This window comes from Kitasatospora sp. NPDC038210 (assembly GCF_055600605.1).
This window is the reverse complement of record NZ_JBVJYK010000014.1, coordinates 235,246-255,611: the sequence shown is the minus strand read 5'-3', so window position 1 is coordinate 255,611 and position 20,366 is coordinate 235,246. Positions and strand designations below refer to the sequence as shown.

Annotated in this window: 20 protein-coding genes and 1 tRNA gene; 15 read left to right on the top strand and 6 right to left on the bottom strand. The window is 74.1% G+C overall.

Annotated elements, in window-relative coordinates:
- The 3 genes from ACZ7KX_RS27765 to ACZ7KX_RS27755 all read left to right on the top strand — a co-directional run.
- A partial coding sequence (locus tag ACZ7KX_RS27765; protein ID WP_144385854.1) for an acyl-CoA dehydrogenase family protein occupies window positions 1–90 on the top strand: 90 nt, incomplete at its 5' end.
- Window positions 91–176: 86 nt separating this feature from the next.
- Window positions 177–917 carry a TetR family transcriptional regulator gene (locus ACZ7KX_RS27760; RefSeq protein ID WP_470328824.1) on the top strand — a complete coding sequence of 247 codons (741 nt, stop codon included), beginning with the start codon at window positions 177–179 and terminating at the stop codon, window positions 915–917.
- 180 nt (window positions 918–1,097) lie between these two features.
- Window positions 1,098–1,814 carry a DUF2278 family protein gene (locus ACZ7KX_RS27755; protein ID WP_470328823.1) on the top strand — a complete coding sequence of 239 codons (717 nt, stop codon included), beginning with the start codon at window positions 1,098–1,100 and terminating at the stop codon, window positions 1,812–1,814.
- A gap of 139 nt (window positions 1,815–1,953) precedes the next feature.
- Here ACZ7KX_RS27755 and ACZ7KX_RS27750 read toward each other — a convergent pair.
- Window positions 1,954–2,038: transfer RNA gene (locus ACZ7KX_RS27750), tRNA-Leu, on the bottom strand.
- Window positions 2,039–2,329: 291 nt separating this feature from the next.
- Between ACZ7KX_RS27750 and ACZ7KX_RS27745 the strand changes: the two genes are divergently transcribed.
- From ACZ7KX_RS27745 to ACZ7KX_RS27735, 3 genes are all read left to right on the top strand, one after another.
- Window positions 2,330–3,661 carry a M20/M25/M40 family metallo-hydrolase gene (locus ACZ7KX_RS27745; RefSeq protein WP_470328822.1) on the top strand — a complete coding sequence of 444 codons (1,332 nt, stop codon included), beginning with the start codon at window positions 2,330–2,332 and terminating at the stop codon, window positions 3,659–3,661.
- Window positions 3,662–3,933: 272 nt separating this feature from the next.
- Window positions 3,934–4,173: a chaplin gene (locus ACZ7KX_RS27740; RefSeq protein ID WP_350523871.1), complete on the top strand. Its 240-nt coding sequence runs from the start codon at window positions 3,934–3,936 to the stop codon at window positions 4,171–4,173.
- Between the two features lie 298 nt (window positions 4,174–4,471).
- Entirely contained in the window at window positions 4,472–5,326 is an 855-nt protein-coding gene (locus tag ACZ7KX_RS27735) for a chaplin (protein WP_470328821.1), read from the top strand.
- 151 nt (window positions 5,327–5,477) lie between these two features.
- Here ACZ7KX_RS27735 and ACZ7KX_RS27730 read toward each other — a convergent pair whose 3' ends face one another.
- Window positions 5,478–5,687, bottom strand: a complete 210-nt coding sequence (locus ACZ7KX_RS27730) for a DUF5703 family protein (RefSeq protein WP_037901221.1) — start codon at window positions 5,685–5,687, stop codon at window positions 5,478–5,480.
- A 363-nt stretch (window positions 5,688–6,050) separates the two neighbouring features.
- Here ACZ7KX_RS27730 and ACZ7KX_RS27725 point away from each other — a divergent pair, with 363 nt between their 5' ends.
- Window positions 6,051–6,656: a hypothetical protein gene (locus ACZ7KX_RS27725; RefSeq protein ID WP_350523869.1), complete on the top strand. Its 606-nt coding sequence runs from the start codon at window positions 6,051–6,053 to the stop codon at window positions 6,654–6,656.
- Between the two features lie 143 nt (window positions 6,657–6,799).
- On the opposite strand, the gene ACZ7KX_RS27720 is transcribed toward ACZ7KX_RS27725, so the two are convergent.
- Both ACZ7KX_RS27720 and ACZ7KX_RS27715 read right to left on the bottom strand, forming a co-directional pair.
- Window positions 6,800–8,980 (bottom strand): helix-hairpin-helix domain-containing protein, encoded by a 2,181-nt coding sequence (locus tag ACZ7KX_RS27720; RefSeq protein WP_470328820.1) that lies wholly within the window; start codon window positions 8,978–8,980, stop codon window positions 6,800–6,802.
- A gap of 59 nt (window positions 8,981–9,039) precedes the next feature.
- Window positions 9,040–10,020 (bottom strand): aldo/keto reductase, encoded by a 981-nt coding sequence (locus ACZ7KX_RS27715; protein ID WP_470328819.1) that lies wholly within the window; start codon window positions 10,018–10,020, stop codon window positions 9,040–9,042.
- A gap of 251 nt (window positions 10,021–10,271) precedes the next feature.
- Between ACZ7KX_RS27715 and ACZ7KX_RS27710 the strand changes: the two genes are divergently transcribed.
- Entirely contained in the window at window positions 10,272–11,318 is a 1,047-nt protein-coding gene (locus ACZ7KX_RS27710) for an LLM class F420-dependent oxidoreductase (RefSeq protein ID WP_396553428.1), read from the top strand.
- Between the two features lie 41 nt (window positions 11,319–11,359).
- Here ACZ7KX_RS27710 and ACZ7KX_RS27705 read toward each other — a convergent pair whose 3' ends face one another.
- A complete protein-coding gene (locus ACZ7KX_RS27705; protein WP_470328818.1) occupies window positions 11,360–12,340 on the bottom strand; it encodes a magnesium and cobalt transport protein CorA in 981 nt (326 codons plus the stop codon).
- 279 nt (window positions 12,341–12,619) lie between these two features.
- Between ACZ7KX_RS27705 and ACZ7KX_RS27700 the strand changes: the two genes are divergently transcribed.
- From ACZ7KX_RS27700 to mshC, 6 genes are all read left to right on the top strand, one after another.
- Complete coding sequence (locus ACZ7KX_RS27700; RefSeq protein ID WP_470328817.1) at window positions 12,620–13,312, top strand: histidine phosphatase family protein; 693 nt, start codon at window positions 12,620–12,622, stop codon at window positions 13,310–13,312.
- A gap of 219 nt (window positions 13,313–13,531) precedes the next feature.
- Entirely contained in the window at window positions 13,532–14,104 is a 573-nt protein-coding gene (locus ACZ7KX_RS27695) for a DUF3090 family protein (RefSeq protein WP_470328816.1), read from the top strand.
- A gap of 44 nt (window positions 14,105–14,148) precedes the next feature.
- Window positions 14,149–14,946, top strand: coding sequence for an SCO1664 family protein (locus ACZ7KX_RS27690; RefSeq protein ID WP_470328836.1), 798 nt, complete (start codon window positions 14,149–14,151; stop codon window positions 14,944–14,946).
- 135 nt (window positions 14,947–15,081) lie between these two features.
- The gene (locus tag ACZ7KX_RS27685; protein WP_470328815.1) at window positions 15,082–16,011 is read left to right on the top strand and encodes a helix-turn-helix transcriptional regulator; all 930 of its coding nucleotides are present in this window, start codon (window positions 15,082–15,084) and stop codon (window positions 16,009–16,011) included.
- A 122-nt stretch (window positions 16,012–16,133) separates the two neighbouring features.
- Entirely contained in the window at window positions 16,134–16,964 is an 831-nt protein-coding gene (locus ACZ7KX_RS27680) for a dioxygenase family protein (RefSeq protein ID WP_470328814.1), read from the top strand.
- 217 nt (window positions 16,965–17,181) lie between these two features.
- On the top strand, window positions 17,182–18,411 hold the full coding sequence (gene mshC, locus ACZ7KX_RS27675) for a cysteine--1-D-myo-inosityl 2-amino-2-deoxy-alpha-D-glucopyranoside ligase (RefSeq protein ID WP_470328813.1): 1,230 nt from the start codon (window positions 17,182–17,184) through the stop codon (window positions 18,409–18,411).
- An 82-nt stretch (window positions 18,412–18,493) separates the two neighbouring features.
- Here the strand turns inward: mshC and ACZ7KX_RS27670 are convergent, their stop codons facing one another.
- Complete coding sequence (locus ACZ7KX_RS27670; RefSeq protein WP_396553434.1) at window positions 18,494–19,447, bottom strand: PAC2 family protein; 954 nt, start codon at window positions 19,445–19,447, stop codon at window positions 18,494–18,496.
- Between the two features lie 355 nt (window positions 19,448–19,802).
- Here ACZ7KX_RS27670 and ACZ7KX_RS27665 point away from each other — a divergent pair, with 355 nt between their 5' ends.
- Window positions 19,803–20,324, top strand: coding sequence for an SRPBCC domain-containing protein (locus ACZ7KX_RS27665; RefSeq protein ID WP_396553435.1), 522 nt, complete (start codon window positions 19,803–19,805; stop codon window positions 20,322–20,324).
- The last annotated feature ends 42 nt before the right edge of the window (window positions 20,325–20,366 follow it).

Below are 20,366 nucleotides of genomic sequence, written 5' to 3'. Positions count from 1 at the left end.
GAGCGGATGATGCGGGACGCGAAGATCACGCAGATCTACGAGGGCACCAACCAGGTCCAGCGCATCGTCATGGCCCGCAACCTCCCGTAAGGCGGTTCGAGCGTCGTCGACGGCCGGAGCGGAGCGCGCCCCGGCCGTCGGCGCCCGGGCGGTGCGCCGGTGTTAGGTTGCCGAGAATGAGCGAGAAGGAAGAGCAGGACCTGCCCATGAACGACGGGCCCGCCAAGCCCGCGATGCGCGAGGCGCTGGTCGCCGCGGCCTTCGAGCTCTTCCTGGAGCGCGGCTTCGAGCAGACCACCATCGACGACATCGTCTCGCTGGCCGGAGTCGGCCGGCGCTCCTTCTTCCGGTACTTCCCGGCGAAGGAGGACGTGGTCTTCCCCGACCACGAGCGCAGCCTCGCCGAGATGACGGAGTTCCTGGAGTCCGGCAACGGCGAGGAGGACCCGGTCAAGCACGCCTGCGACGCCGCCCGCCTGGTCCTGCGGATGTACGCCGAGCAGCCCTCCTTCTCCGTCCAGCGCTACCGGCTGACCCGCAAGGTGCCCGGCCTGCGGGCGTACGAGCTGTCGGTGGTCTGGCGCTACGAGCACACCCTCGCGGCCTACCTGCGCGGCCGCTTCGACGACCGCCCGGACGGCCCGCTGCGCGCGGACGTGATCGCCGCGGCCGTCGTCGCCGCGCACAACCACGCCCTGCGCACCTGGCTGCGCACGGGCGGGGAGAGCGACTGGGTGGCGGAGGTGGACGCGGCGATGGCCTTCGTCACCGGCACCTGGAGCGACCGCCCGTCCGAGAGCGGCGGAGAGGGCGAGTCCGACGAGGTCGTGGTGCTGGTCGCCAGCCGGCGGGCGCCGCTGTGGCGGATGGTCCAGGGCATCGAGAGCGCCCTGGGCGGAGACACCCGCCAGGTCTGACCGGCGGGCCCGACCGGCGGTCGGGGGCGCCGGTCGGGGGCGCCGGGCTGTCAACGTTCGGTGAGCCCGGAACCCCTTCGGGGGACGGCAAGTGAACTTCCGTCGATTCACGGGTGGGCGCGCCACCGCATGCGCCATAACGGAGGGGTCCCTGCACCACCGACTCCGAGGACCCCACCGATGCCGATCAGCAACTACGGCGTGCTCGCCGCCACCGCCGTCGACCGGCGCCGCGAGGGCGGCGCCGACACCCCGCACTACCAGATCCACCTGCGCGACGGTCAGGGCGCCGACTACCGCGCGGCGGTCAACGTCCTCTCCCAGCAGGCCCCCTCCGACCTGCTCTACACCGTCGTCGAGGACTTCCGGCACCCCGTCACCGAACTCCTCCCGCCGGCCGGCAGCGGCTGGAACGCGCTGCCCTCCCGGCCGGACACGGCGAGCCTGGACTTCGTCCGCGGGCGCCTGTTCGACCCCGCCGCGATGCGCGTCCTGCCGCCCGACGCCCCGGGAGCGGACAACGACCTCGCGGACCTGCTCGACCACCACGTCCAGCAGGCGATCGTCGGCCCGGCCGCCGCCCTCTACGTCTTCGGCCAGCGCTTCGGCCCCGAACCCACCGTCCCCGACAAGGTGTTCGGCTTCCTCCCGGGCAACGGCGTCCACGACATCCACATGAACCAGGGCAACAGCGGCCGGTTCAGGGCCGACGACGGCGTCCGGCAGGACGGCGGCCTCCTGATCCACCTGCCCGCCCGGAACCGCTGGACCGCGATCTTCCTCGCCTTCCAGTCGCAGTCCTGGCACACCGACGACCGCACCGGCCACACGATCCCCGCCCGGACGCCCGTCCCGAAGCCCACCCGGCACCACCGGCCCGCCGACCGGCAGTCCTGAGGCGGGCGGGCTCCGGGCGCGGGGCACCGGAACCACCGGGTGCCCCGATGCTCGGGAGCCTCGCAGCCCCGGAGTTCCGGGGCCCTGGCAGCTCCGGGAAAACAAAAGGAACCCCAGAAGGATCTGGGGTTCCTGTCGGTGTCCGAGGGGGGACTTGAACCCCCACGCCCGATAAAGGGCACTAGCACCTCAAGCTAGCGCGTCTGCCATTCCGCCACCCGGACTAGGTGTCGTCCTCGCGGCTTCCGATCTCTCGTCCGTCGCGCTGACAGATGTAACTGTAGCAAAGATCGGCTTGGGCTCCCAAAACGGTTCCCGGCCGGGGCGCGCGGCGGGTGGCGGGAGCGGGGGCCGGCGTGTGGCGGGGGCGTGACCAGGGGGTTTCGGGGGCGTGCGGGGGGTGGATCCGGCCCGGGGGCTGGGAGAGGATGGGCGGACGTGCTCGTACGGCCCGGGTGCAGGTCCTGGGGGTGGCGCGCTGGTGCGTCGGTGCGGGCCAGAGACGAGGAGTGACCGTGAGCGAGCGGAGCGAGTCGGCGGCGCCGAAGGTGACGGCTGAGTCGGAGGTCGCCGGGATCTGTCGCGATCTGATCCGGATCGACACCAGCAACTACGGGGACGGCTCCGGCCCGGGCGAGCGCAGGGCAGCCGAGTACGTGGCCGAGCAGCTCGCCGAGTTCGGACTCGAACCGAAGATCTTCGAGTCGGCCAAGGGCCGCGCCTCGACGGTGGTGCGGATCGAGGGTGAGGACCGTTCCCGCCCGGGCCTGCTGATCCACGGCCACACCGACGTGGTGCCGGCCAACGCCGCGGACTGGACGTACGACCCGTTCGGCGGCGAGATCGCCGACGGCTGCGTGTGGGGCCGCGGCGCGGTCGACATGAAGGACATGGACGCGATGACCCTGGCGGTCGTCCGCGACCGGCTGCGCACCGGGCGCAAGCCCCCGCGCGACATCGTGCTGGCCTTCCTCGCCGACGAGGAGGCCGGCGGCACGTACGGGGCGCGCTACCTGGTGGACAAGCACCCGGGGCTGTTCGAGGGCGTGACCGAGGCGATCGGCGAGGTCGGCGGCTTCTCCTTCACGGTCAACGACCAGGTCCGCCTCTACCTGGTGGAGACGGCCGAGAAGGGCATGCACTGGATGCGCCTGACGGTCGAGGGCCGGGCCGGCCACGGCTCGATGGAGAACGACGACAACGCGATCACTGAGCTGTGCGAGGCGGTCGCCCGGCTCGGCCGGCACCAGTTCCCGCTGCGGATCACCAAGACCGTCCGGGCCTTCCTGGACGAGCTGTCGGACGCCCTCGGGGTCGAGCTGGACCCGGAGAACATGGACGAGACGCTGCGCGTCCTCGGCGGCATCGCCAAGATGATCGGCACCACGCTGCGCAACACCGCCCAGCCGACCATGCTCGGTGCCGGGTACAAGGTCAACGTGATCCCCGGTCAGGCCACCGCGCACGTGGACGGCCGCTTCCTGCCCGGCTACGAGGAGGAGTTCCTGGCCGAGCTGGACAGCGTGCTCGGCCCGCGCGTGAAGCGCGAGAGCCTGCACTCGGACAAGGCGATCGAGACCGGCTTCGACGGGGCGCTGGTCGAGGCGATGCAGACCGCGCTGCGCGCGGAGGACCCGATCGCCCGCGCGGTGCCGTACTGCCTGTCGGGCGGGACGGACGCCAAGTCCTTCCAGGACCTGGGGATCCGCTGCTTCGGCTTCGCGCCGCTGCAGCTGCCGCCGGAGCTGGACTTCGCCGGGATGTTCCACGGCGTGGACGAGCGGGTGCCGGTGGACGGCCTGAAGTTCGGCGTCCGGGTGCTCGACCGGTTCATCGACGCCTGCTGACCGGTTCGCCGTCGCCCGCTGATCAGGCGACTGGGTCGGCCCGCTCCCGGGGTTCCGGGGGCGGGCCGACCGCATTGTCGGAGCTGATGATTGTGGGACGGGTTCGGGGAGATCGACAGAAACGATTCCTCCCGGAATCCCGAGCCGATTGTTTGTGCGAGACCTCACCGTTGCGGGTGAATGGGAATCCTGTTCCGTACCCCGTTTGCCGCAGCGTCGTTCATCCCTGTGCAGCCCGCCGAACGGGTTGCGTTGTCCGTACAGGAGGAATGATGAAGGTCAACAAGAAGATCGCCGCCGTCGCCGCCGCCACCGGTGGCCTGGTGCTCGCCGCCGCCGGTGTCGCGTCCGCTCACGCGGGTGCCGAGGGTGTGGCCGCCGGTTCCCCGGGCGTCGTCTCCGGCAACCAGATCCAGATCCCGGTTCACGTCCCGGTGAACGTCTGTGGCAACACCGTCAGCGTGATCGGCGTGCTGAACCCGGCGTTCGGCAACCACTGCGCCAACATCTGAGTCGACCTCCGGGCCGCTGAGGCCCGTTGAGAGGACTCGACCCGGCCCCCGGGCGGCGGACGCGCCGCACCGGGGGCGTTCGCATGCGCGGCGCGCGTCCGCCGGGTCGTGATACAGCTCGGCGACACGATCGCTCGATCGGGTGAAGCTGCAGCGTTCGGCCCAACCTCACCGTTCGCCCCTCGTTAACTCCTGTGCAGTCGAAGACCCTGCGTGATTTACGGATGGGCAAAAATTCCGACTTTCATAAGGTTCACGTCAAGGTCAAAACCTCGTCTCGAAAACGTCAGGGGAAAACATGAGGAATGTAGCCAAGAAGGGGATCCTCACGGCCGTGGCCACCGGCAGTGTGCTGGCCTCGACCGCCGGCTACGCCTACGCGGGCGCCGAGGCGCAGGGGGGTGCCGTCGGATCACCCGGCGTCGCCTCGGGCAACTCGGTGCAGGTGCCGGTCGAGGTGCCGATCAACGCCTGCGGCAACACGGTCGACATCATTGGTGCGCTGAACCCGTCGTTCGGCAACCGGTGCGCCAACGCGAGCGGCGGCCGCCACGCGGCCCCCCAGGGCAGCCAGTCCGGTCAGTCCGGCCACGCCGGCTCCGGCACCGCGGGCTCCGGCACGGCCGGCTCCGGTGCCGGCGGGAGCCGGGGCACCACCGCCTCGGGCGCCTCGGCCTCCGGCGTCGCCGCGGGCTCGCCGGGCGTCGCCTCCGGCAACAGCATCCAGGCCCCCGTGCACGTCCCGGTCAACGCCTGCGGCAACTCCGTCAACGTGGTCGGCGTCGCCAACCCGGCCTTCGGCAACGAGTGCGGCAACGTGGCCCGGCCCGCGCCGGCCCCCGCGCCGAAGCCGAGCGACGACTGCCCGCCGGAGATCAGCCACCCGACCCCGCCGAAGACCGGTGGCGAGACCACCCCGGGCATCCCCCGCACCGGTGGCCCGTCCACCCCGCCGGCCACCACCGCCCCGGGCACCCAGGCCGTCCCGGCCGCCTCCCGGACGACGGTCCCGGCTGCCACGCCGAGCGCCCCGGTCGACAGCCAGCTGGCCTCCACCGGCGCCGGCGGCGTCGAACTGCTCGGCGCGGCCGGCCTGGCGCTGCTGCTCGGCGGCGGCGTGCTCTACCGCCGCGCCCGCGCCGGGGCCCGCTGACCCCTCGCAGCCGCGGGCCCGCGCGTCGTCGTGGGCGACGGCGCGCACCCACCGTGGAGAACGACGCACCCGCGGTCGCCGGATGAACGGGCGGCCGCGGGTGCGTGAAGGCTTCGTGCCGGTGATCGCTCGGGGCGGAGCGACCCGCCCGTCACCAGTTCCGGACCTGGCGGATGATCCTGCGCTTGAGCCGGACCGTCCGGCTGCCGTCGGGGAACAGCCTCAGTCGGTCGAGCTCCCAGTGCCCGTACTCGGCGTGCTCGGTGAGCAGTTGGCGGGCCGCGTTGCGCGTGGTGCCGCGCGGCATGCGCAGCGACTGGTACTCGTACTCCGGCTGCCGGACCGGCTTGCGTGGGGTCAAAACGCTCCTCCTGGGGATCACCTTCGGGCAAGCCTACGGCCTGCCCCGGACAGTCGGCCCGGGTATTTCCGGCCGTCCTCCCGCGCGGGAGCGGTGCCCCGGGGGCCCGCCGCCCGGACAGTCGACTGACAGTGCATCAGTTCTGTTGCTGCTGTGGAGGGGATACCCCGATCCCGGCGTGCGAAGCGGTACGCGGACGGCCCCGCCCGACCTGCTGCGCGCCCTCTGCGCCGGGCCCGCGCCGGTTCCGCAGGGGGACGTACCCGTGCAGATCGGACATCAGGGGGGAAGTTGCGGTGAAATCGCGGGTGTAGGTGACAACCGCTGTGCGTACCGACACCGCGGGGAGATAGCGTCTGCACCATGTCTGATGCCGCGCAGCCCACCATTGCCGAGGTACGCGCCGCCGCTGAGGCGGTCAAGGCCGCCATCGACCGTCATCTGGAAGCGGTGTCAAGCCCCAACACCTCCGACGATCCCGCCGTGTCCGCTGCCTACGAGCAGCTCGCGACGGCGGCCATCGCCTACGACCAGCTCCTGTACGAGGCCTACGACGAGGTCACGCCCTTCGAGATTCCCGGGGACGAGGGTCCCGGCGGGTACCACGGCCCCGAACAGCCCGAGGCGATCAGCGTGTTGATCCGCCGCGACTACCACGTCGTCGACCCCAAGCGGTTGCGCGCCCAGGCCGAGCGGCTGGACGAGTCGCTGACCCCGGGCGGCGCCGGCGCGGGCGGGGTGAACGCCGCGATCGGCGTGCTGTTCGGCGAGTACGAGCCGGACGAGATCGCCGCGCGCAGCGAGGAGTTCGGTCTGGAGGAGGCGGACTCGACGCTCTGGGTCGCGGCGGCCGAGCCGACCGAGCCGGGGGAGTGGCTGCCGGAGCCGTTCGAGCACGCCGACCCGCAGCTGCTGATCTGCCGGTTCGACGTGAGCGAGGTCTACGACGACGAGGACCCGGACGACTGACGGAGTCCGGGACGGACGACGGGCGGGCCCCCACACCGTGGGGCCCGCCCGTCGCATGTCCGCCGCGCGGCGCGGCCACGCCCGCCGCCGCAGCGGCTCCGCGGCTGCGGCAGAGCGCCGCTGCGGCCCGGCGCGGCGACGGCTCAGTACGCCGAGGCGGCGTTCTCGGCGAGGACCGCCCGCAGCCGGGTGGTGCGCGGCTGCGCCGGGCGCTCGGCCACGGCCTGGGCGAGCGCCGGGCCCGCCGCGTGCACCACGGACAGGTGCCGCTCGCCCCGGCCGAAGGCGGTGTAGACCCACTGCCGGGTGAGCCCCGGAGCGGCGTCCTCCGGGAGCACGACCACCACGCCCGGCCAACGGCGGCCGAGTGCCTGGTGGACCGTCAGTGCCCAGCCGTGCCGCAGCCGGGCGACCTCGGCGGGCGGGACGGTGCGGCGCGAGCCGTCCGCGTACTCCAGGTGCAGGCCGGTGGCGTCGCCGTCCAGCACCCGGGCCGGGTGGGTGATGCCGGGCGCCGGTGAGTCGACCACCCGGTCGCCGGGGTCGAAACCGCGGAACCGGCCGGGGCCGGGGTTGAGCCGCGCCTTGGCGGCGGCGTTCAGCACCCGGGTGCCGGCCGCACCGCCGTGGCCGGGCGTGAGCAGCACCACCTGCTCGGCGGGGATGCCGAGCGCGCGCGGGATGGAGTCGGTGAGCAGCTGGACGGCACGGTGGACGGCCTCGCCGGCGTCCTTGGCGGTCAGGAGGACCACCTCCTTGTCCGGCGCGTCGACCTGCTGGAGCTCGCCGATGCCGACACCGGAGACCAGCTCGCCGATCGGGCCGAAGTCCGGGGTGCGGGAGGCGACCGCCGGGCAGGCCTTGGCGGCCAGCAGGTCGGCGAAGAAGCGGCCGGGGCCGGCCGACCAGAGCTGGTTGGGGTCTCCGCTGAGGACCAGTCGGGTGCCGTCGGCGAGCGCCTCCAGGACGGTCGCGGCCAGTTCGACGCCCAGCAGCGGGGCGTCCAGGAGGACCAGCAGGTCCAGGGCGAGCATGCCGTCCGGGGCGCGGCCGGGGCCGGCGCTGCCGGAGAGCAGGTCGGCCAGGGTGACCACGGTGGTTCCGGCCCCGGTGTCGGCCTCGGCGCCCGTTCCGGCCCCGGCTCCGCAGAGCGCGGCGAAGGAGTCCCGGCCCTGGTCGGTCCAGGTGGCGGCCCAGGCCCGCAGCCCGAGGCCCCGGGCGGCCGCGACCAGCGCGGCCGGTTCGGCACGGGCCGCCTCGCCGCCGGTGTGCAGCACCAGGGCGCTGTCGGCGACGGCGCGGATCAGGGCGGTCGCGGAGGAGGACGGCGCGGCCTCGGCTGCGGCCTCCCAGGCGGCCGGTCCGGGAGCGGCGGCGGGTGCCGTGCTGCCCGGGGCCTCGGAGTCCTCGGCCTCGCCGGCGTCGCCCCCCTCACCGGACTCCGGGTCCGTCTCCGGGCCGGTGTCCGCGGCGTCGGCCGCCGGGTCGACGTCCTCGCCGGGAACGAAGGTCGCCATCAGCTGGACCAGGCCCTCGGCGAGGGAGTCCTCCGCCATGGCCAGCCGCTCCAGCGCGAGCAGCGTCCGGGTCGGCGGCTCGTCGTCCTCGCCGCCGGCCGCGTGCGCCTCGGCCCCGGTGAGCTCCTCCTGGGAGGGCAGCACCCGACCGTCCTCGACGGCACTCCCGATGGCTGCCGCCGGGTCCGGCATCCGGAGCCGTTCGAGCCCGGCGGCCACTTCGGTCAGTTCCAGGGCCGAGTGCCCGCGCAGCGCCGCCTGCTCCAGCAGCCACGGCACGAGCGCCTGGGCGCGGCGCTCGTCGCCCGGCCCGGAGCCGGGGCCGAGCAGCCCGCGGGCGAAGCCGTCCGCGTGCTCGGGGCGGACGCCGGGCAGGTCCAGCACCGCCCACGGGTTGGTGCGCAGCCGCTCGGCGGCGTCCTCGCCGAACTCGGCCAGGGCGGCCGCCGCCAGCTCGGCCGGGGCACCGCCGGCGGTCAGCACCGCGGTGACCTCCTGGAGCGCGTCGCCGCGGGGCCCGTCGGGGGCTGCGGCCGCCGCAGCCGGCGGGGCCTGGTCGGCCGGCTCCGCCCTCCGCGGTGCCGGAGCCGGAGCCTGCGTCGGTGCCGGAGCCGGAGCCTGCGTCGGTGCCGGAGTCTGTGCAGCAGCCCCCGGAGCCGGGGCCGGTGCGGCAGCCCTCGGAGCCGGGCCCCCGGCCCCCTGCCGTTCGACGGCGCGGATCCGCGCGGCCAGCTCGGCCAGCTCCGCCGCCTTGTCGGCCGTAGTCGCCGTGGTCTCCGCCGGAGCGCCGTTCCCCGTGTCACTCATCGTCGTCCGCTCCAAAGGTCACTCCACTGCACGTTCCGCTCGACGATCCGGCCCGGGCCTCACAGCTCGGTCCACCCCTGGTCCGGGTAGCGGTGCACGGGCGACGAGATGTCGTCCAGCGCGCCGCGGATCTCACCCGGAAGCGTAAGCGCCTCCACCGACAGCGCCGCCTGCAGTTGTGCCACCGTCCGTGCCCCGACCAGGGCGCTCGCCACTCCGGGCCGGTCCCGGACCCAGGCCAGGGCGACCGCCAGCGGGCTGCTGGCGAGCCCGTCGGCAGCGGTGGCGAGGGCGTCCACGATCCGCCGCGAGCGGTCCCCGAGGTACGGCTGGACGAAGCCGGCCAGGTACGGCGAGGCGCCGCGCGAGTCCTGCGGGACTCCGTGCCGGTACTTGCCGGTGAGCACCCCGCGGCCGAGCGGCGAGCCGGCCAGCACCCCGGCCCCGGCGTCCCGCGCGGCGGGCAGCGCCTCCCGTTCGATCCCGCGCTGCAGGAGCGAGTACTCCAGTTGGGCCGCGGCCAGCGGCACCCGTCCGTGGTGGGCGCGCTGCCAGGTGGCGGCCCGGGCGAGCTGCCAGCCGCTGAAGTCGCAGACCCCGACGTAGCGGGCGCGCCCGGAGGAGACGGCGATGTCGAGCGCGCTGAGCGTCTCCTCGACCGGGGTCGTCGGGTCGAAGGAGTGCACCTGCCAGAGGTCGACGTAGTCGGTGCCGAGGCGGTGCAGCGAGGCGTCCAGGGCGGCGAGCAGGTGGCCGCGGGAGCAGTCGAAGCGGCGGGCGGAGTCGGGGACGCTGCCGGCCTTGGTGGCGATGACGAGTTCGGAGCGCGGGACCAGGTTGTCGGTGAGCCGGGAGATCAGGTACTCGGCGCCACCGTCGGCGTACACGTCGGCGGTGTCGACCAGGTTGCCGCCGGCCTCGACGAACTCCTTGAGCTGCTCGGCGGCCTCGTGCTCGTCGGTGTCGCGGCCCCAGGTCATGGTGCCGAGGCCGAGCCGGGAGACCTGCAGGCCGGTGCGGCCGAGGTGACGCTGTTCCATCGGACGGGCCCTCCACTGGCCGGTGGCCCCGGGCGTTCCGGCAGCCCTGAAAACGCGCAGGTGGGGAGTGCGCTCCCCACGTCGGCTGAGCGTAGCGGCCGGTGCGCGGACAGGTGCGAAGACCCGCAGAACGATCACCGCCGGCGGTGGCCGGGGACGTGTGACCCGGGCCACCACTACTCGTCAGTAGCATGTCCGGCGCGGGCGCGGTTACCCTCGGCCCGACCCCAACCCACTGGAAGGTGCGGCAGATGCGACTCGGGATCAACCTCGGCTACTGGGGACTCGGCATGGACGCCGACAACATCGCCGTCGCCCAGGAGGCGGACCGGCTCGGCTACGCGGTCTGCTGGGCGGCGGAGGCGTACGGCTCGGACGCCGCCACCGTGCTCAGCTACGTCGCCGCGAAGACGGAGCGGATCGACGTCGGCTCGGCCATCTTCCAGATCCCGGCCCGCACCCCGGCCATGACGGCGATGACCGCCGCGACCCTGGACACCCTCTCCGGCGGCCGGTTCCGCCTCGGCCTCGGCGTCTCCGGCCCGCAGGTGTCCGAGGGCTGGTACGGCGTGAAGTTCGACAAGCCGCTGGCCCGCACCCGCGAGTACGTGGAGATCATCCGCAAGGCGATGTCCCGTGAGCGCCTGGTCCACGAGGGCGCGCACTGGACCCTGCCGCTGCCCGGCGGCCCGGGCAAGCCGATCAAGCTCACCGTGCACCCGGTGCGCGAGCACGTCCCGCTGTACATCGCCGCGATCGGCCCGAAGAACCTGGAGCTGACCGGCGAGATCGCCGACGGCTGGCTCGGCATCTTCTTCTCGCCCGAGCACGCCGCGATGTCCCTCGACCCGCTGACGGCCGGCCGCGCCAAGGCCGGGAAGACGCTGGACGGCTTCGACCTCTGCCCGACCGTCAACCTCGCGGTCGGCGAGGACGTCAAGGCCGGGGTCGACGCCCTGCGCTCGTACGCCGCGCTCTACATCGGCGGCATGGGCAGCAAGGAGAAGAACTTCTACAACCAGCTGACCCGGCGGATGGGGTACGAGCAGGCCGCCGACGAGATCCAGGAGAAGTACCTGGCCAAGGACTACGCGGGCGCCGCGGCCGCCGTCCCGCACGACCTGGTGGACGCCACTTCGCTGATCGGCGACACCGCCCGGATCGCCGACCGGATGCAGGCCTACGCCGACGCGGGCGTCACCACGCTCACCCTGGCCCCCGCCGGGTTCACCCTGGACGAGCGGATCCGGGCGCTGCGCACCGGCGTCGAGGCCCTGGAGCGCGCCGGACTGGCCTGAGGCGCCGGGGTGCGGCCCGGGCACCGGGGGAGCAGGCGGCGCTACAGCCAGTCGTGCCGCTTGAACACCCGGTGCAGCACCAGGCAGACCACGGCCATCAGCACCAGCACCGCCGGGTAGCCCCAGACCTGGTGCAGCTCCGGCATGTCGTCGAAGTTCATCCCGTAGATGCCCGCGATCATCGTCGGCACGGCGGCCAGCGCCGCCCAGGCGGAGATCTTCCGCATGTCGTTGTTCTGTTGCACGCTGACCTGCGCCAGGTTGGCGTTGAGGATGTCGGACAGCAGCCGGTCCATGCCGTCCACCTGGTCGTTCACCCGGGCCAGGTGGTCGGCGACGTCCCGCAGGTAGGGCGCCGTCTCCGGGCGGACGAAGCGGGCGCCCCGCTCCAGCGTCAGCATCGGCTCCAGCAGCGGGCCGGTGGCGCGGCGCACGGACATCACCTGGCGCTTGTAGCCGTAGATCCGCCCGGCGGTGTCGCGGCCGACCCGGCCGGGGGAGAAGATGTCCGCCTCCAGCTCGTCCAGGTCGACCTGCAGGGCGGTGGCCACGTCCACGTAGCCGTCCACGATGGTGTCGCAGACCGAGTGCAGCACCGAGCTGGGGCCGTAGCGCAGCAGCTCGGGGTCCTGTTCCAGCTGGGTCCGCAGGCCGCCGAGCGGGGAGTCCTGGCCGTGCCGGACGGTCATCACGAAGTCGGGGCCGAGGAAGACCATCACCTCGCCGACCGTGACGACGTGTGCGCCGGGGGCGTAGCCGAGGGTCTTCATGGTGACGAACAGCGAGCCCCGGTAGGCCTCGACCTTGGGACGCTGGTGGGCCCGGACGGCGTCCTCGACGGCCAGCGGGTGCAGCGCGAACTCCCTGCCGACGTGGTCGAGTTCCTCGGCGGTCGGTTCGAAGAGGCCTATCCAGACGAAGCCGTCCGGACCGGCCGCGCGGGCGGCGGCGAGCGCGCCGGCCAGGTCGTCGGGAGCCTCGATCCGGCGGCCGTCGCAGTAGGCGGCGCAGTGGACGATCATGCGGGCCATTGTCACCCGACCGGAGCCGCGGGGCACGGATCCGGTCCGGATTCGGAACGGAAGCGGGACGGAAGCGGGACGGAAGCGGGGGAGGCGGGGCGCGACGGGAGCGGATCCGGGGCGGGGCCCCGGCACGCGACCGGGCAGGATCCCGGGGCCGGTCCGGCAAGGATCCGGGGCGGGGCGGCACCGCCCGGGCCCGCCGGAGCCGGGGCCGGGCGGGTAACCGGACGGTAACCCGCCCCCACGGCCGGGCCCGGAGGCCGTAGGCTGAACCCCATGCCCACCCTGCTGCTCGTCCGTCACGGCCGCTCCACCGCGAACACCGCCGGGATCCTGGCCGGTTGGACCCCCGGCGTGGATCTCGACGACACCGGGCGCGCGCAGGCCGCCGCACTGGCCGACCGCCTGGCCGGCATCCCGCTGGCCCAGGCCGTCAGCAGCCCGCTGGAGCGCTGTCGGCAGACCCTGGAGCCGCTGCTGGCCGCCCGGCCCGAGCTGGGCGCGCCGGCCACGGACGAGCGGCTGGGCGAGTGCCACTACGGGGAGTGGACCGGCCGTCCGCTGGCCGAGCTGGCCAAGGAGCCCCTCTGGCGCACCGTCCAGGACCACGCCGCCGCCGCGGCCTTCCCCGGCGGGGAGTCGCTGCGCGAGCTGAGCCACCGCACGGTGAGCGCGGTCCGCGAGTGGAACGGGAAGATCGCCGCCGAGCACGGCGAGGACGCGGTCTGGATCGCCTGCTCGCACGGTGACGTGATCAAGGCGGTGGTGGCCGACGCGCTCGGCCTGCACCTGGACCACTTCCAGCGGATCAGCGTCGAGCCCTGCTCGGTCACCGCGATCCGCTACACCCCGCAGCGCCCCTTCGTGCTGAGGATGGGTGACACCGGCGACCTCGCCTCGCTGGCGCCGAAGACCGGCCCGGCACCGGCCACCCCGGCCGGCGACGCGGTGGTCGGCGGCACCGCCTGAGGCCCGCCGCCCGCGGCGGTACGGGTGCGCCGGTCCACGGCGCAAGCCCGCGGCACCCGTCCGGGCGGCACCGCCCGGGCCCGCGCGTGCCACACCGCCCGCGGCCGTCGGCTCGGCTCCCCGGCCGGAGCCCGAAGGTCGTAGGGTGACATACGAGTCCGAACACCCGCGATCCCCCACGGCGGATCCGCGCCGACCGACACGATCCGGAGCGAGAGCGTGACCCGTCAGGTCTTCTTCTACGACCAGCCCGAACGGTTCGTGGCCGGCACCGTCGGCCAGCCCGGCGCCAGGGCGTTCTACCTGCAGGCCAGCGCCCGGGGCCGGATCACCAGCGTGCTGCTGGAGAAGACCCAGGTCGCGGCGCTCGCCGAGCGCATCGAGGAGGTCCTGGACGAGGCGCTGCGGCGCAGCGGCGGCGACGCCTCCATCCCGGCCGCCGCCCCGAAGGACCTGCTCGACACCGCCCCGCTCGACCTGCCGCTGGAGCAGGAGTTCCGGGTCGGCACGATGGCCCTGGCCTGGGACAGCGTGGACGGCTGCCTGGTGGTCGAGGCGCAGGCGCTGGTGGAGGAGGAAGAGGAGGAGGAGGACGCCGCGGCCGCGGTGTTCACCGACGACGACACCGGCCCGGACATGCTGCGGGTGCGGCTGACCGGCGCGATGGCCCGGGTGTTCGCCAAGCGCGCGCTGGACCTGGTCGCGGCCGGCCGCAAGCCCTGCCCGTTCTGCAACCTGCCGCTCGACCCGGAGGGCCACCTGTGCCCGCGCGCGAACGGCTACCGGCGCTGAACACCGACACCCCGCCGCAGGCGGACCCGGCGGCCGCCGCCGCGCTGGCCGCCGACGTGCCCACCGCCCTCGCGCTGCTGCGCCAGGGCGAGCTGACCGTCCACGGCCGGCTCACCGAGGCCTCCAACGCCGCGCTGTACTGCACGGTCGCCCACGGCTCGCTGAGTGCGCAGGCCGTCTACAAGCCGGTGGCCGGCGAGCGCCCGCTCTGGGACTTCCCGGACGGCACACTGGCCGGCCGCGAGGTCGCCGCGTACGAGCTGTCCGCCGCGACCGGCTGGGGGCTGATCCCGCCCACGGTGCTGCGCGACGGCCCGCACGGGCCCGGCATGGTGCAGCTGTGGGTCGAGCCGGATCCCGGGGCCGAGCCGCTGCTCGCGCTGCAGGATCCGCGCGGCCCGGAGGAGGGCTGGCTGCCGATCGTCCGGGCCGAGGTCGAGGGCGGGCGCACCGCGCTGCTGGTGCACCACGACGACCGGCGGCTGCGCCGGCTCGCCGTGCTGGACGCGGTGCTCAACAACGCCGACCGCAAGGGCGGTCACCTGATCCCGGCCGCCGACGGCCGGGTGTACGGCATCGACCACGGCGTCACCTTCAACACCGAGGGCAAGCTGCGCACCCTGCTCTGGGGCTGGGCGGGGGACCCGCTGCCCGTCGAGGCGCTGGAGGTGCTGACCCGGCTGGCCGAGCTGCTGGACGGTGAGCTCGCCGAGCGCCTCGCCCCGCACCTGACGGGGGCGGAGCTGGACGCGACCCGGGCCCGGGTGGCCGAACTGCGCGGCTCCGGCCGCCATCCGCTGCCGTCGGAGGACTGGCCCGCGATCCCCTGGCCCCCGGTGTAGCCGGCCCCCTGGCGCGCCCGGCCCGTCCGGCTCCCCGTGCGCCCGCCCGGCCCCCGGGGGTGCGGTCCGCGCCGGTTCGGCGGTCCCGGACGGATGGTCTGGACCTGTCCCCGGAACAGGTCGCACACTGCTCCGATGGACGCGCGACGGACCACCCCCACCCCCCGCAGCACGCCGGACCTGCCGTTGCACCGCCTGCAGGTCCCGCTGCCGCAGCTGCTCCCCTTCGCCATCGGCAGCTTCGACACGATCGGCCCGCTCTCCCGGGCGGGCTTCCCCCACCGGCACTCGTTCCACGAGATCGTCCACGTCACCGGCGGGCGCGGCGCCCACGTCCTGGACCTCGTCCACCGGCCGCTGGCGCCCCCGCAGTTGTGCGTGATCACCCCCGGCCAGGTGCACTACTGGGCGGACACCGAGGAACTCACCGGCCGGGTCCTGCTGTTCAACGAGGACTTCCTGCTCGGCCGCCCGCGGGACCTCGCCGCCCTGCGGGCTCTGGCCACCCGCCCCGCCCTCGCGCTCGGCGCGCACGCCGACGCGATCGGCGCCCTGTTCGCCGACATGGAGCACGAGTACCTGGCCGGGGCGCCCGGCTACCAGGGCGTGCTGCGGGCCAGTCTGCACATCCTGATCGTCCGGGCGCTGCGCGCCTGCGCCCCGGCCGACCGCCCCAGGGTGCCCGGTCGGCCCGCCGATGTGGCCGCCGCCTTCACCCGGTTGATCGCCGAGCCGGGCGGGGTGCGGCGCTCGGTGGTTTCCACGGCCCAGGAACTCGGCGTCTCCCCGGGGCACTTGCAGACCCTGGTGAAGCAGGCCACCGGCCGGACACCGGGCGGGCTGATCCGGCACCAGCAGACCCTGGAGGCCAAACGGCTGCTCGCCTGCACGGATCTGACGATACGCCAGGTGGCCAAGGAGACGGGTTTCGCGGACCCGGCGTACTTCTGCCGCTTCTTCCGCCGGGAGACCGGGATGACGCCGGGGGAGTTCCGGTCCCGGGTCGACGGAAATCACCACGATCCCCGGATCACGTCCATCGCGGCCGCGCCGGACGGCCCGTAACTTTGCTGCTGGCCACCGGTGGCCGGCCCGGTGTGTGCGGGCGGGCGACCGGCCCGGTCCTTGTCATGCCCCCACCATGGCAAGGGCCGCCCCCACCCCCGCCCCACGACAGGGAGACGGCGATGAGCGTGCCCGACGGCATGATCAGCCGCAAGACCGTACTGAAGGCCGCCGCCGCGCTCGGGGCCGCCCCGCTGCTGATCGGCGGCGGGGTCGCACTGGCCCGCGAGCAGGTCGGCACCGGCCGGACCCCGGAGCTCACCCCCGACTGCCACGACGGCGACGACCCCACGATCGAACAGACCGAGGGCCCCTACTTCAAGCCCAACTCCCCGCTGCGCAGCTCGATGGTCAACGACGGCCCCGGCACCCGGCTGGTCGTCAGCGGCTACGTCTTCGGCCTCGCCTGCCGGCCCGTCCCCGGCGTGCTGCTGGACTTCTGGCAGGCCGACGACAACGGCGCGTACGACAACGTCGGCTACACCTTCCGCGGCCACCAGTTCACCGACGCCAACGGCGCGTACCGGCTGGACACCATCGTGCCCGGCCTCTACCCGGGCCGGACCCGGCACATCCACGTCAAGCTCCAGGCCCCCGGCCGCCCGGTCGTCACCACCCAGCTGTACTTCCCGGGCGAGCCGCGCAACAGCACCGACACCATCTACGACGCCCGGCTGCTGATGAACGTCCGGCAGAACGGCAACGTCCGCGAGGGCAGCTACGACTTCGTGCTGAACGTGCCGCAGACCCCCGGCACGCCGGGCCCGACGCCCACGCCCACCCCCACCGGCACGCCCACCACGCCGCCGGGCGGCAGCTGGGCGCCGGGCACCTCCTACCGCGCGGGCGACCGCGTCACCTACTCCGGCGTCTCCTACGTCTGCCTCCAGGCGCACACCGCCATGGTCGGCTGGGAACCGCCGAACGTACCGGCCCTCTGGCAGCGGTCGTAGCGGCTCCGGCCGCGTTCCCCGGGGAGCCGGGCGCCCGGTCGGCGGCAGGGCCGGCCGGGCGCTCACCCGTGCCGGGGGCGGGTCTGCGGGCCCCGGGAGCGGTCAAGAACCCGTGCAATACCAGTCGAGAACCGGTCAGGCAACGGCATGAAGCGAAACCAGTCGATCTTGCGCACTGGTTAGGCTTTCAAATGTTCGCAAGGTTAAAGTTGTTTCCATGCATGCCTGGCCCGCCTCCGAGGTTCCCGCCCTGCCTGGTCAGGGTCACCCCCTCCGCATCCACGACACCGCAGCGGGTACGGTCCGAGAGGTCGTGCCGCAGGACGGCACCGCCCGGATCTACGTCTGCGGCATCACCCCCTACGACGCGACCCACATGGGCCACGCCGCCACCTACAACGCGTTCGACCTGGTGCAGCGCGTCTGGAAGGACGCCGGCCACGACGTCCTGTACATCCAGAACGTGACCGACGTGGACGACCCGCTGCTGCAGCGCGCGGTCGAGACCGGCCAGGACTGGGTGGCCCTGGCCGAGCGCGAGACCGCGCTGTTCCGCGAGGACATGACCGCGCTCCGCCTGCTCCCGCCGGCCCACTACATCGGCGCCGTCGAGTCCATCCCGTGGATCGTCCCGATCGTCCAGAAGCTGCTGGCCTCCGGCGCCGCGTACGAGGTCGACGGCGACATCTACTTCTCGGTCGACGCCGACCCGCACTTCGGCGAGGTCTCCGGCCTCACCCGCGAGGCCATGCGCCCGGTCTTCGCCGAGCGCGGCGGCGACCCGGACCGCCCCGGCAAGCGCAACCCGCTGGACGCCCTGCTCTGGATGGCCGCCCGCCCCGGCGAGCCCGCCTGGGACACCGAGCTCGGCCACGGCCGCCCCGGCTGGCACATCGAGTGCGTCGCCATCGCGCTGCAGTACCTCGGCATGTCCTTCGACATCCAGGGCGGCGGCAGCGACCTCTCCTTCCCGCACCACGAGATGGGCGCCTCGCACGCCCAGGTCGCCACCGGCACCCACCCGTACGCCAAGGCGTACGTGCACGCCGGCATGGTCGCCCTGGACGGCCAGAAGATGTCCAAGTCCCGCGGCAACCTGGTCTTCGTCTCGGCCCTGCGCCGCGAGGGCGTCGACCCGGCGGCGATCCGCCTGGCGCTGCTCTCGCACCACTACCGCGCCGACTGGGAGTGGACCAAGGACGTCCTGGACGAGGCCGTCGAGCGCCTCGCCCGCTGGCGCGCCGCGGTCTCCCGGCCGGACGGCCCGGCGGCCGAGCAGCTGCTCGCCGAGGTCCGCACGGCCCTCGCGAACGACCTGGACGCGCCCGCCGCGCTGGCCGCGGTCGACCGCTGGACCGAGCAGCAGGAGGCCGAGGGCGGCACCGACATCGGCGCGCCCGGCCTGGTGACCCGCACCGTGGACGCCCTGCTCGGCGTCGCCCTGTAGTACGGCACCGCAAGAATTCCGCACCACACGCCGGAGGGGCGTCAGGACCGGACGTCCTGACGCCCCTCCGGCGTTGCGGTGACTACTCCTCCTCGGAGCCGTCCTGGCTCTCCCGGGCCGGGCCCGGCGCCTCCGGCTCGGCCGGCCGCTCCGCGGTGGCGTGCCCGGACACCGGCTTCTCGCCGGTCGGCCCGACGTTCTCCCGGCGGCGCAGGTAGCGCTCGAACTCGCGGGCGATAGCGTCCCCGGAGGCCTCCGGCAGCTCCGCGGTGTCCTGCGCCTCCTCCAGCTGCTGGACGTACTCGGAGACCTCGCTGTCCTCGGCGGCCAGCTGGTCCACGCCCAGCTGCCAGGCCCGGGCGTCCTCGCCGAGCTCGCCCGGCGGGATGCGCAGGTCCAGCAGGTCCTCCAGCTTGTTGATCAGCGCCAGCGTGGCCTTGGGGTTCGGCGGCTGCGAGACGTAGTGCGGCACCGCCGCCCAGAGCGTCACGGCCGGGACCCCGGCGTGGGTGCAGGCCTCCTGGAGCACGCCGACGATGCCGGTCGGACCCTCGTAGCGGCTCTCCTCCAGGTCCAGCCGACGGGCCAGATCCGGGTCGGAGGTGACCCCGCTGACCGGCACCGGGCGGCTGTGCGGGGTGTCACCGAGCAGCGCGCCCAGGATCACCACCAGCTCGATGCCCAGCTCGTGCGCGAAGCCCAGCAGCTCGTTGCAGAACGAGCGCCAGCGCATGCTCGGCTCGATGCCGCGGACCAGCACGACGTCCCGGGTCGTCGGCTCCGTCACCCGGATCACCGAGAGCCGGGTGGTCGGCCAGGTGATCCGGCGGATTCCGCCGTCCATCCAGACCGTGGGCCGGTTGACCTGGAAGTCGTAGTAGTCCTCCGCGTCCAGGGCGGCGAACACCTTGCCGCCCCATGTCTCGTCCAGGTGCGCCAGGGCCGCGGACGCGGCGTCGCCCGCGTCGTTCCAGCCCTCGAAGGCGCAGACCATCACCGGGTCGATCAACTCGGGAACATCTTCCAACTCGATCACCCAGCGTCTCCCTCCGGTCGGCGGCGGAGTCGGCACCGCCCGGCTGGTCTGCCGGGGCGCCGACGGGCCGGCTGCCGACTGTCGAACCTCTCGTCTCCCATGGAACGCCTCGCCCCATGGTCCCTACCTGCCCAGCCTACGGGCTTTGATGCGCACCGCGGCCGGGCACCGGGACAGTCTGGGGGAGTCGGCCGCCCCGATCCAGCGGATATCGGCACCCCTCGGGCTGACGGCCCGCCAGGCGCGGACCGGGCGCGGACCGGGCCCGCCCGGGGGCGCAGCGCGACGGGCGTGCCGCGGCGGCCCGGCGGCGCGATGATGAACAGGCGGGGACCGGGCGGAAGGGGCCGGACCGATGAACCGATGGCTGTGGATCGGCGCGGGCGCGGGCGCCGCCGCGCTGGCGGGCGCCGTGCTGCTGGCGGCGGACCGGGCGGGCCGCCGACTGCCGGTGGAGCACGTCACCGAGGGCGGACTCGAACTCTCCCAGCCGCCCGGCGCGGTCTGGGACGTGCTCACCGACATCGACCTCTACCCGGCCTGGCGCCCGGGCCTCACCCACGTCGAGCGGCTGCCCGCCGCGGCCGGCGGCCGGGTGCGCTGGCGCGAGTACGACCGGCACGGGCACACCACGTACGAGGTGGTGGCCAGCGAGGCCCCGCACCGCCTGGTCACCGGCATCGCCGACCCGGACCTGCCGTACGGCGGCACCTGGACGTACGTGCTCACCCCGGCGGGGCCGGGCTGCTCGCTGACCGTGACCGAGCGCGGCGAGGTCCGCCTGCCGCTGTACCGGGCCGTCTCGCACTACGTGACCGGCGAGGACGCGACCGTGCACCGCTACCTGGGCGCGCTGGCCCACCGGCTCGCCCCCTGATCCGGGGCCGGTCGGCCCCCTCCGGGCGGGGTGCGCCGAGCG

Bases quoted from the DNA above. Each gene is read 5' to 3' on its own strand.
- ACZ7KX_RS27760 (WP_470328824.1), top strand. From the start codon at position 177: ATGAGCGAGAAGGAAGAGCAGGACCTGCCCATGAACGACGGGCCCGCC.
- ACZ7KX_RS27755 (WP_470328823.1), top strand. From the start codon at position 1,098: ATGCCGATCAGCAACTACGGCGTGCTCGCCGCCACCGCCGTCGACCGG.
- ACZ7KX_RS27740 (WP_350523871.1), top strand. From the start codon at position 3,934: ATGAAGGTCAACAAGAAGATCGCCGCCGTCGCCGCCGCCACCGGTGGC.
- ACZ7KX_RS27735 (WP_470328821.1), top strand. From the start codon at position 4,472: ATGAGGAATGTAGCCAAGAAGGGGATCCTCACGGCCGTGGCCACCGGC.
- ACZ7KX_RS27725 (WP_350523869.1), top strand. From the start codon at position 6,051: ATGTCTGATGCCGCGCAGCCCACCATTGCCGAGGTACGCGCCGCCGCT.
- ACZ7KX_RS27720 (WP_470328820.1), bottom strand. From the start codon at position 8,980: ATGAGTGACACGGGGAACGGCGCTCCGGCGGAGACCACGGCGACTACG.
- ACZ7KX_RS27715 (WP_470328819.1), bottom strand. From the start codon at position 10,020: ATGGAACAGCGTCACCTCGGCCGCACCGGCCTGCAGGTCTCCCGGCTC.
- ACZ7KX_RS27710 (WP_396553428.1), top strand. From the start codon at position 10,272: ATGCGACTCGGGATCAACCTCGGCTACTGGGGACTCGGCATGGACGCC.
- ACZ7KX_RS27705 (WP_470328818.1), bottom strand. From the start codon at position 12,340: ATGATCGTCCACTGCGCCGCCTACTGCGACGGCCGCCGGATCGAGGCT.
- ACZ7KX_RS27700 (WP_470328817.1), top strand. From the start codon at position 12,620: ATGCCCACCCTGCTGCTCGTCCGTCACGGCCGCTCCACCGCGAACACC.
- ACZ7KX_RS27685 (WP_470328815.1), top strand. From the start codon at position 15,082: ATGGACGCGCGACGGACCACCCCCACCCCCCGCAGCACGCCGGACCTG.
- ACZ7KX_RS27680 (WP_470328814.1), top strand. From the start codon at position 16,134: ATGAGCGTGCCCGACGGCATGATCAGCCGCAAGACCGTACTGAAGGCC.
- mshC (WP_470328813.1), top strand. From the start codon at position 17,182: ATGCATGCCTGGCCCGCCTCCGAGGTTCCCGCCCTGCCTGGTCAGGGT.
- ACZ7KX_RS27665 (WP_396553435.1), top strand. From the start codon at position 19,803: ATGAACCGATGGCTGTGGATCGGCGCGGGCGCGGGCGCCGCCGCGCTG.